General features: G+C 45.7%; 8 protein-coding genes. 6 read left to right on the top strand and 2 right to left on the bottom strand.

All coding sequences use genetic code 11. The annotated features are described in order from the left end of the window. Window positions 1–166: 166 nt before the first annotated feature. Window positions 167–1,021: a bifunctional methionine sulfoxide reductase B/A protein gene (locus tag GXO74_14115; GenBank protein ID NOZ62803.1), complete on the bottom strand. Its 855-nt coding sequence runs from the start codon at window positions 1,019–1,021 to the stop codon at window positions 167–169. A 344-nt stretch (window positions 1,022–1,365) separates the two neighbouring features. On the opposite strand from GXO74_14115, the gene GXO74_14110 reads away from it, so the two are divergent. The 6 genes from GXO74_14110 (at window position 1,366) to GXO74_14085 (ending at window position 9,264) form a co-directional block, all read left to right on the top strand. After that, window positions 1,366–1,788 carry a hypothetical protein gene (locus GXO74_14110; GenBank protein NOZ62802.1) on the top strand — a complete coding sequence of 141 codons (423 nt, stop codon included), beginning with the start codon at window positions 1,366–1,368 and terminating at the stop codon, window positions 1,786–1,788. Between the two features lie 64 nt (window positions 1,789–1,852). After that, entirely contained in the window at window positions 1,853–2,812 is a 960-nt protein-coding gene (locus GXO74_14105; protein NOZ62801.1) for a diacylglycerol kinase family lipid kinase, read from the top strand. 160 nt (window positions 2,813–2,972) lie between these two features. Continuing rightward, on the top strand, window positions 2,973–5,981 hold the full coding sequence (locus tag GXO74_14100; protein NOZ62800.1) for a tetratricopeptide repeat protein: 3,009 nt from the start codon (window positions 2,973–2,975) through the stop codon (window positions 5,979–5,981). Further along, window positions 5,982–7,625, top strand: coding sequence for a TonB-dependent receptor (locus tag GXO74_14095; GenBank protein NOZ62799.1), 1,644 nt, complete (start codon window positions 5,982–5,984; stop codon window positions 7,623–7,625). It begins immediately after the preceding gene. Window positions 7,626–7,640: 15 nt separating this feature from the next. After that, window positions 7,641–8,513: a 50S ribosomal protein L11 methyltransferase gene (gene prmA, locus GXO74_14090; GenBank protein NOZ62798.1), complete on the top strand. Its 873-nt coding sequence runs from the start codon at window positions 7,641–7,643 to the stop codon at window positions 8,511–8,513. 82 nt (window positions 8,514–8,595) lie between these two features. Next, complete coding sequence (locus GXO74_14085; GenBank protein ID NOZ62797.1) at window positions 8,596–9,264, top strand: DUF4390 domain-containing protein; 669 nt, start codon at window positions 8,596–8,598, stop codon at window positions 9,262–9,264. Window positions 9,265–9,322: 58 nt separating this feature from the next. Here GXO74_14085 and GXO74_14080 read toward each other — a convergent pair whose 3' ends face one another. Further along, on the bottom strand, window positions 9,323–10,282 hold the full coding sequence (locus GXO74_14080; GenBank protein ID NOZ62796.1) for a pyridoxal-phosphate dependent enzyme: 960 nt from the start codon (window positions 10,280–10,282) through the stop codon (window positions 9,323–9,325). Between the last annotated feature and the right edge of the window lie 280 nt (window positions 10,283–10,562).

The raw sequence follows: 10,562 nt of genomic DNA, 5'->3' as shown, positions 1-10,562 counted from the left end.
CTGTGCGCAGAAATTATTTTTTCAATAATCGTCTGTCCCATTTGTGTCTCCGAATTTATTTTTTGATTTTAATTTTCAATATTTAGGAATGAAATATATTAAAAATTTAGTATTAAAGCAATGGGAAAATAGCAAAAGCAGAAATGGTGAAAATGAAAGATTCCGCTCAGTCAAATCTTTTTTGGAAAAAATGGCAATACGGCAGCGTGCCTTTTTTGTTGTAATAATCCTGATGATATCTTTCCGCTTCCCAGAAATAGCCCGCTTTTTCGACCTGCGTCGCTATTTTGTAGCCCTTCTTCTCCAGAAGTTTAATCAATTTTTCAGCGACCTTTTTCTGACTATCGTCTGCGTAAAAAATTACCGATCGGTATTGCTCGCCATAATCAGGACCCTGATGATTGACTTGCGTTGGGTCATGAATCTCGAAGAAATATTTTGCTACTTCTTCATAGGAAATTTTTTGCGGGTCAAATATGACTTCAACCGTCTCGGCGTGTCCCGTCATTCCTCGACACACGTCATCGTAAGTCGGCTCTGCTTTGTGACCTCCCATGTAACCGACACGAGTAGAAATAATTCCTGACAATTGTTGAAATAAATATTCCACGCCCCAAAAGCAGCCGCCGGCGAAGTAGGCTTTTTGGGGGTCAATTTTTTTAGCCGCCGGGATGAAATTGAGCGAAATGGAATTCACGCAGTGGCGCACATTTTTCGCAGTAAAACCTTCGCCCAAAAAGACGTGTCCCAAATGAGCGCCGCAATTGGCGCAGAGAATTTCCGTACGAATGCCGTCCGCATCAAGTTGACGTTTCACAGCACCGGGAATTTCATCGTCAAAACTGGGCCAACCGCAGCCGGCGTCGAATTTATTGTCCGAACGATACAGCGGCGCGTTACAGCGTTTGCACACGTAGGTCCCTTTTTCGCTGAACTGATAATATTTTCCGGTAAACGGCGCTTCCGTGCCTTTGTTGACGATGACGCGTCTTTCCTCCGATGTGAGAGAATTGTATTCCATTTTTTTGTCCTGACCTTGAAAACGAAACGGGTAAAATGTCGCACTCAAAAAAATGATCAAACTGGCGATATGCATAAACTGAAAAATTTTTTTCTTTTTCATGGACAAAGCCTCCATGATTCGTTTTTTATTTATTAGAGCGAGTATTCGCGGCAATGATTCACATTTTTTCATTTCTTATTTCAACATGGACAGTTGGCAAAAGTTCAAAAAAATTTACTCAGACGCCGATAAAATTCTCTTGACTTTTGCCCTGAACATCAGTACTTTAGGAATAAATACTACGACCAAATTTCCCGGTCAATTTTTTGAATCCCAGAAAATGCACGCAATGGAATTAGAAAATGGCAGCCTCTTATCTTGAGGAAAAATCTAACTTGAAATACAGAAAAAAATACTTAATAATCAATCTCCTTTTGCTGGCGCTGCTTTTTGGCTCGGTTTCGTTCAATAAAGAATATTTAAGGCCCCTTTTCAGAAATGTCCCCTTTATCGGGATTTTGTTAGGGTGCTTTCCGAATTTTATCGCCGCTTACGTTGTCAGTCTTTTCCCGATTGGCGGCGCGTTGGCGCGAAAATTAAGCAAGGGCAGAGCTATCATTTACTCGAGTGCGGGTTTGGTTTTCATTTTATTAGCCGCCGAAGAACTGAGACCTTTTTTCAATGCGAGCAAAGTATTTGACTTCTGGGATATTGTTGCCAGCGGAGTAGGCGCTTTGATGGCTGTGCTGACTTTTGAGCTCGTTGTTTTCTGGCGAAAAAAATGAAGATGGCTGGCAGTATTTCAAAAAAAAAGGAAACGGATTGAACATTCACGGAGTCTAACGAAAAATGGGACACGGCAAAAAAATCAGATTTATTTACAATCCGCGATCGGGCATAATTCACCCCAAGGGGCTCATTTTACGGCTGATTGACCATTATTTTCCGCCGAATTTATGCGAGTATGATTTCTGGATGACGGAATACAAAGGTCACGCCATTGAGCTTTCTAAAGACGCGGCGGAAAAGAATTACGACATTGTCGTTGCCATAGGCGGCGACGGCACAGTCAATGAATCTGCCACAGGATTAGTGAACACAGATACCGTTTTGGCGCTTGTGCCTTTGGGATCAGGAAACGGATTAGCGAGATCTTTGTCCGTACCCCTATTTTTTCGCAAGGCGCTTCAACTGGTGACTCGCGGAAGCGTTCATACCATTGACGCCGGAAAAGTGGGGGACAGATATTTTTTTGTCACGGCAGGTCTTGGATTCGACGCCATCGTCGGCAAGCGATTTGAAGACACAAAAGTGCGCGGTCCCGCTCCGTACTACGTTTTCAGCGTCCAGGAATTTTTCCGCTATCACGCGCCTCTTTTTGAGATAAAATATGAGGGAAAAAAAATTCGCACGCGAGCTTTGATCGTTGCGGCGGCTAATACAAATCAGTACGGCAACAACGCCATCATTGCGCCGGGCGCCCGTCCGGATGACGGATTGCTCGATCTGGCGATTATCAGCGATGTGAATTTAGCCACCACGCTTTTCTATTTGCCGACGCTTTTCACCGGAAAAATCGAAAAAACACCGGTCTATCAAATTTATCGCTCGACTCATTTTGACATTTATCGCGAGACGCCGGGACCGTACACGCTGGACGGAGAGGTTTTTGAAGGCGATCGCCACATTGAAGTTTCTCTGTTGCCGGGCGCGCTGAAAGTCATTGTCGGAGAAAATTATTTTGAAAATGCAAAAGAAGAAAAAGCGCGTCATAAAAAACAGCCGCAGGAGCTTGCCGCTAAAAAGTGATTGGAGAATTTCTTCAATAATGAAATTTTAATTTTGACATTCAAATACAATATTATGCGTTGCTGACTACCGGAAATGTTTTCCTGACAATGCAAAGGAAATTTTTTGCAATGAGTTCGTATAACAACAAAACAGAATTTCATTAAAATTAGGGACGTCGATGGGAAGGCATGTTTATCTGATAGCGACCATTTTGCTCCTTTTCGCCGTTGCCGGGCTGGCGCAACGATCACCGTCTTCTGAGACTCAGTCTTTTCGCACGGCAAAGGGCATTTATGACGACGGTCTGTACAAATTGGCTGCGGATCAGTTTGCTTCATTTCTGGCAAAATATCCGAAAAGCGAACTGACGACGCCAGCGACGTATTACCTCGCTGAATCATATTTTCAATTGAAAAAATACAAAAAAGCGATTTCTTTTTACGAAAAATTGCTGCAAAGCGACGCTGCTGTCAAATATCGTTCGCTCATTCGACTGCGTTACGGCGAGGCTTATTTCCACAGCGGAGATTTCCGCAAGGCAAAGCAACTCCTCGGCAAATTCATCAGCGAATCCGCTGAGGGGAAGCAACTGCAGGACGGCTATTACTGGCTGGCGGAAAGCGAGTTTCGGCTGGGGCAAACGGATGAAGCGCTGCGGCATTACCATGAGATGCTCAATCTTTTTCCCGAGGGACAGTTTGCCGATTACGCCCAGTATTCCATTTCCTACATTCAGGAAGGAAAAAAGCGCTACTCAGACGCTGTAAATTCCTATCGCCGACTACTGTCCCGCTATCCCAAAAGTCCGCTGGTTGCGGCGGCTCTCTATCGGGCCGGATTTTCAGCGAAAAAAGCAAACGACGATGCACTGGCGGAAAAACTGATTAAAGCCGCCATCGAAAAATATCCGGATTACAAATATCGCGGTCAGGGTGAGTTTCAACTGGCGGAAATCTATTTTCGGCAAAAAAAATATCAGCAGGCAATCGATCAATATCGGCGAATTATCAGAAAAAATCTGGCTCCCGAGTTGACTGATGACTGTTACTACGGCATCGGCTGGGTTTACATGGCGCAGGAAAAATACGTCGACGCTATTGCTCAATTCGACGCCATGCTCCAGCGCGTTCCGAACAGCGAACTTGCGCCGACCGCCATGTTTCAGAAAGGACGCTGTTACGAAAAACTAAACCAAAACCAGCAAGCGAAACAGACATTTTTGCGATTGGTCGAAAAGTACGGTAGCCACAAAATAATTCCGGCGGCGCTTTACGAGTTGGGAAAAATTGATTTCACAGAAAACAATTTCCCGCCGGCGCAGCAATATTTCGGACAAATAGTTGACAAATTTCCCGGCGACGATATTGCGCCGGAGGCGTCATTTATGATTGGCGAAACTTATCGCGCCCAAGGCAAACTTGCTGAAGCGGAAAAGGCGTACCGCGAGACGATTAGCAAATTTGCATCTCACAAAACTGCGCCGCTTGCTCTGGAAAAATTGGGCTGGACATTTTTAAAAGGGAAAAATTTTCAGCACGCCATTGATACTTTTAATCAACTATTAGAGGAATATCCGAATTACAAATCGCTCGATGAGGCGATCTTTGGACTGGCAGAGGCGTATTTCGGTTTAGAGCAATGGGCGCAAGCGGAGAAATTTTACCAGCAGGTTGTGACACAATTCCTTGAATCACATCGTCTGGCGGAAAGCTATTACGGTCTTGGCTGGTGTCAATTTCGTCTGGAAAATTTTGCTTCCGCAGTGAAAAATTTTGATCGCGCTGCGGAAATGTCCCGCGATGCTGCGGTCAAAGCCGACGCCTTGCTGCGCAGCGGAGATGCTCTGTTTAATTTGAAAAAATACACCCAAGCCATCAAAAGATACCGCCGCGTAATCAGGCTGGCGGTTGATCCTGAAGTCAAGGCAGAAGCGCAATTTCAAATAGGCCAAAGCTATTTTCATCTGTCAAATTTTACCTCCAGCGTAAGCGAATTTCGCAAAGTCACCCGCTGGTACCGCAACGCCAGTCTGGCGGCGGAAGCGCAGTTCATGACCGGAAAAGCCTATTTTCAGTCCGGTGATTACCGACAGGCGCTGCGGGAATTTGACCGCGTGGTCACGGATTTTCCGTCGAGCAAATTTTTGGCAAAAGCGATTTACGCCAAAGCGGATTGCTATTACAACCTCGGCGATTACGTGGACGCCATTACAAAATATCAGGAAATCATCGACAAATATCCGGACAGCGGTTTGCTGGACGAAGCTTTGAGCGGAATGCAATGGGCGATGATTCAGCAGGGCAGAACTTCCGAGGCGTTATCGCTGGTGGATTCCTATTTGAAAAAATTTCCCGATGCGGACTGGGCGCCGGATCTCATTTTTCGCAAGGGGGAGTTACTGTTCAATCTAAAAAATTACAGCGAAGCGAATAGCGCTTTTCAACAATTGGCGAAAAATTACCCGCAATCAAAATCGGCGCAGTCGGCGTGGTACTGGATCGGCGAATGTTATTTGAAAATGGATGAAAAACAAAAAGCGATTCAATCTTACCAGCGACAATTTGAGATGAACCCGGCGAATGATTTTTCAAAGAGTGCGCTGCTGACAATTGGGAAAATTTTGCAACGGGATCAAAAATACGAACAAGCAGTGCAGAATTATCAGGAATTAATCCAAAATTACCGGGGGAGCGAAGCTGCGGCGCGCGCGCGAGTGCAAATCGGATTTTGTCGGCTCAAACAGGGCGATTTGCTGACCGCACAGAAAGAATTTGAGACGGTAATTGAAAAATTTCCCGGCACGGAAACCAGTTTTCGCGCGCAGATCGAATTGGCAAAAATGGAAATGAAAACCGGCAAAGATGAGCATAGTCGAAAAATACTGGCAAAAGTTCTGAATTGTCCGTTTCCGAATTTGGCGGCGGAAGCCCAGTACTTCATCGGCGAGAGCTACTTTCAAGACGGCAATTATCAGCAGGCAATTGTTGAATATTTGAAAGTAAAATATCTTTACGGCACGGCGACGGACTGGGTCGTGCGCGGCATCTATCAGGCGGCGCTGGCAAATGAAGTGGTCAAACAATACGCCGAAGCGCGCCAGCTCTATCGAACGTTGATCGACAAATATCAGGATGAAGAATTCCGTAAAAAAGCACAACTACGATTAAATGAAATAGCCGGAAAATAGATGAGACAGATCAGAATTTTTATTTTTGGAATTTTTGTTGTCCTGGCCATGACGAACTTGCTGCTCGGGCAAACGCGATCCGCGAGCGATTCGCTGAAAAAGCAGCAGAAAAAATCGGCGCGGCTGCAATTGCCAGACGAAATCATTTATGGTCAGAACAAGAGCAGGCGAATCGTCAAAAAAAACAAAAAAACTTTTTCATCCGAAATCTCCCTTCTGCCGGCAAAAGTGGCGTCGCTATCTCCGGTGATTGAGTTTGCTGCTAACAAATCGGTTTTTTCCCGTTCAGAGAACACAAAAGATGCCAGAAAATCGCTTTTGCTGCACTGGGGACGCTTTCAGGACGCCAATTTTGCGGGGACATGGTCACAGCAGACGCGGCTGGTGAATTTTCGCGCGGCTGGTCAGTTTCGGCGTATTGGCGGACAATTTGAAAACAGCCAATTTCAGCGCACTGTCATCGCTGCTGATGTAAGCAGGAGCGTGACGGAAAATTTGTCCGCAGCGCTCTCCCTGGACGGAAATGTACGTGACTATGGTCTGTTTCAAGCGCGGCAATCCAACGCCGCGACACGCGATGTTCAGCAACTGCAGACTGATTTTTTTGTCAATTATTTAAATGAAAAAGGCCACGCGCTGAATGGGCGCATTTTCTATCGCGGAAACCATTTTGAGGATGCCGATTCCGCAAAAGTCAGCCAGAAAGATCGCTGGTTCGGATTTAATTTTGATTACAGCAAAAAAATCAATGCAACACTTCTGAGTGTCAGTAGCGATTATCAGCACAACAGTTTTGGCGAAAATCAACAACAGAGTATTTTTGAAGGGAAATTAGGAATTGGCTTTGCTCCGCTGCATTTTCTGCGCGTGAAAGTTAGTGCTTTTTATCAGGATGTCGAAGTCAGTGAATTGCAATCGCGGACAAAATTTTCGCCGGAATTGGAATTGATTTTTACGCCGCTGGAAAATTTTGGCGGAAAAATTTTTGCCAAACGCGAGATTGCGCCCATTGCGTTCGATCGCTGGTTTCAGGCAAATCCCTACCTTGATTTTTCCGCGAATTTGCAGCCGATGGAAAAAGACCTGCAATTGGGCGCGTCTTTTGAATATTTGCCCGCGGAAAATCTGGATTTGCGCGCTGATTTGAAAATTGAAAAGACAAAGAATGATGTTTATTGGACGCAAAGCCCGCAAACGGGCTTGTTCGGTCTGAATCGGCTGGAGTCAACAACAGTGACAAAATTTTCGCTGGCAGCGGCATGGGATTTGGCGCCGAACATCCGGCTTGACGGAAAATTCATGGCAACGTTCTATTCCATCGGCGACGATTCTCTCCGTGCCGCTGATGCGCACTTGCCCTACACGGAAAATTTCAGCTTACCGTTGTCGCTGGAATGGCAATTTGCCCGGAGCTGGCGTTTTGACCTGGGAATGAACTGGGTCGGAAGCCGTTTCACGGCAGTACAGAGAAATGAAAAACTTCCTTCTTTTCTGTGGTTGTCGGCGAAATTGGAAAAGAGAATTTTCTCACAATACCGCCTGTTTCTGCAAGGGACCAATTTGTTGAATCAAGCGGTTGAAATCTGGCAGAATTTCCCGGAGCGCGGCGTTTCTCTGCTCGCCGGCGTTCGCGCTGAATGGTAAAGTCGGGAAGAGCAAATGAAGTCCTCAGAGAAAAATCGTTGGGTGAAAATCTCCCTGCCGGTCGACGAGCAATCGGAAGAGTCGATCGCGAATTTCCTGTTTGAGTTGGGCAGCGCCGGCTGCCACACGGAAAAAGGGATTTTGCACGGTTATTTTTCGGACAAGGATTGGCGTCAGTCAAAGGCGGAGAAATTTGACCGTTATTTGCGGGAATTGGGAAAGCTTGGTTTCAAAATCCAAATCGAAAAAATGAAAGTCCGTGTTTTTGCTGATCGCGACTGGAATGCGGAATGGAAAAAAGGGTACAAGTCCGTCGAAATCGGCGGGAAAATTTTGATCAAGCCAAGTTGGGAAGAAAAAGTTGCTGCGGCGGATAAGATCACCATTGAAATAGATCCGCAGATGGCGTTTGGCACGGGCACGCACGAAACTACTCAGCTCATTCTGGAAATAATGCTGAAACAAAAGCGGGATTTCAAACGTATTCTCGACATCGGCGCCGGAACCGGTATTTTGTCGATCGCAGCGGCAAAGCTTTTTTCCGGAAAAATTTTTGCCTTTGACCGCGATCCCGTTGCCGTGCAAACGGCGCGCAAGAATGCCGCGAACAACGGCGTCGGCGAGCGGATTTACTTTTTTTGCAGCGATCGCCTCTCTCTGTCACCGAAAAAATTTGATCTCATGTTAGCAAATATCGATCGCACCGCGCTGGAAAAGATGCTTCTCGATATCGAAGGCAACCTTTCTCCTGACGGGCTGGTCATCTTTTCCGGCATATTGGTCGAAGAGCGGGATCAATTTTTATTTTCGCTATCGCCGACAGCTTTACGCTCACGGGATGAAGCGACAAAAGAAGAGTGGATCGGAATAACGGCGGGCAGAAATTGAAATTTTCCATGAGAAATTATTTTTGCGAAAGCCAAAATTCTGAAGTGAAATTTTTCAGGCATGACGGCACAGGGCACGTTGAATGAAAAAAATTTATTTGCTAATTCTCTGGTTGACCTTTTTGACTTCTTTTTTGCTCGCTGATGAAAAAAAAGTGTTCATTGATTCCATCGGCGTCAAAGAAGGAAATCTTGTCGTCAGCTTTCACACCCAGGGAATTTTTGACGACAAAACCATGCAGGGGCTACGCCGCGGACTGACCAGTACTTTTCAGTACGAAATTCAATTGTGGGAGCGCAAGAGCCGCTGGGTCAATAGTTTAATCGCCGGCCAGTCCCGGCGCATTAAAGTCTATTTTGATAATTGGGAAAAGAAATTCGTCGTTCTGAGCCCCGAGGAGCGGCGGCTGACCCCTTCTCCGGAAAAAGTTCAGCGATTGTGCACCGAGATGAGCGACATGGGTTTGCTTCCGCAGAAAAAAATTTCAGCGAAGAAGAAATATTTTGTCACCGTGAAAGCGATTTTGCGGCCTCTTTCCATGGAGAATTATCAGGAAATAAAAAATTGGCTCTCCGGCAGCGCGAAGAATTTAGACTTGAAAAATTTAGATGATTCAAAAGAGCAGGAAAAACGCTTCAAAGGCGGGTTTTTGAAATTGTTGCTCTCTTTGACCGGTTTTGGCGACAAGATTGTTTCGGGAAAAAGTCAGGTTTTTCAAATGCAGGAAGGAAAAATTTTATTCCAAAAATGACGCGCAAAAAACACCTGCTCGCTCAATCCGGTCAATGAGCGAACGCCAGCCTCAGAAATTACGTCCGCAAAATTTTTTTTACAATTTTCAAATCAATATTTCTCCCGGAAATAACGATGGCAATGTTTTCGTTTTCCCCTGAAAGGTGTCTGTTTTTGACAGCAGCGATGCCGACGGCAGCGGCGCCTTCGACGAGAATGTGTTTTGTCTCCAGCAAATAAAGCATGGCGTCGACGATTTCTTCCTCCGAAACAAGGACAAAATCATCGACGTACTTCTGAACCGTTGCCAGCATGGTCGGACTGACCAGTCTGCCGGCGAGGCCATCCGCGACGGTTTCCCTGATCGGAGATTCGATTGCCTGATTAGATTTCCAGGCGCGGTACATTGCCGGCGACGCTTCGCTTTGCACGCCGATAATTTTAATGTTAGACTTAATTTGTTTCGCCGCGATGGCAACTCCCGAAATGAGTCCGCCTCCGCCGACGGGGACGACGATCATGTCTGCCTCCGGCAGCGATTCCAAAATTTCCAGCGCGATAGTTCCCTGACCGGCGATAATGTAGGGATCTTCAAAAGCGTGCACAAAAGTGAGCTGACAGTCATTTTCGATGCGATGTGCTACATCTTCGGATTCGTCGTAATCACGACCCGCCTGCACAACTTCGACGCCGAAATTGTGCAGCATTTGAATTTTTGTGGGAGCGGCGGAAACCGGCGCCACAATCCGCGCCTTTATGCCCAATAATTCGCTGGCGTACGCTACGCCCAAACCGTGATTCCCGGCGGAAGCAGTAATCACTCCATCGGATTTTTCTTTTTCGCTGAGAGTTAGCATACGATTCAATGCGCCGCGCACTTTGAACGAGCCGGTTTCTTGCCAATTTTCCAATTTCAAAAATATTTTGTTGAAGGTTTGTTGCGACAATTCTTTGAATTCATCGAGGGGCGTGTGGCGGATATATTTTTTGATTCTCCGCAGGGCAGATTTGGATTTGACGGTTGTTTCCGAATACATGAGCATAGGTTCTATCGGCCTTTTTTATCGTCAAAAATTTTTCAGGTCTATTTCAAAATCAGGATGGCGCGTGCTTATGATAATATAAAATATATTCTAAAATGTCAAGTTAATTTTGCGACAAATTGAATTTTCTGTGATTGTCAGCAAGCAGAGAAAGCCGCAGAGACCACCGAAAATTTTCAAAAATCTTTTATTGGACTCGGTTTTCATGTTTTTGTGTCTCTCTGGCTGAAAAAGCGCTCTTTCTTTTTGAACAAAAGACACAAAATTTTGCAGG

This window comes from Calditrichota bacterium (assembly GCA_013152715.1).
GTDB lineage: Bacteria > Zhuqueibacterota > Zhuqueibacteria > Thermofontimicrobiales > Thermofontimicrobiaceae > 4484-87.
The sequence above is the reverse complement of the archived record's forward strand: the minus strand, read 5'-3'. Positions and strand labels throughout refer to the sequence as shown.

Coding starts and splice junctions, on each gene's coding strand:
- GXO74_14080 (NOZ62796.1), bottom strand. CDS start 10,282: ATGTATTCGGAAACAACCGTCAAATCCAAATCTGCCCTGCGGAGAATC.
- GXO74_14115 (NOZ62803.1), bottom strand. CDS start 1,021: ATGGAATACAATTCTCTCACATCGGAGGAAAGACGCGTCATCGTCAAC.
- GXO74_14110 (NOZ62802.1), top strand. CDS start 1,366: ATGGCAGCCTCTTATCTTGAGGAAAAATCTAACTTGAAATACAGAAAA.
- GXO74_14105 (NOZ62801.1), top strand. CDS start 1,853: ATGGGACACGGCAAAAAAATCAGATTTATTTACAATCCGCGATCGGGC.
- GXO74_14095 (NOZ62799.1), top strand. CDS start 5,982: ATGAGACAGATCAGAATTTTTATTTTTGGAATTTTTGTTGTCCTGGCC.
- prmA (NOZ62798.1), top strand. CDS start 7,641: ATGAAGTCCTCAGAGAAAAATCGTTGGGTGAAAATCTCCCTGCCGGTC.
- GXO74_14085 (NOZ62797.1), top strand. CDS start 8,596: ATGAAAAAAATTTATTTGCTAATTCTCTGGTTGACCTTTTTGACTTCT.
- GXO74_14100 (NOZ62800.1), top strand. CDS start 2,973: ATGGGAAGGCATGTTTATCTGATAGCGACCATTTTGCTCCTTTTCGCC.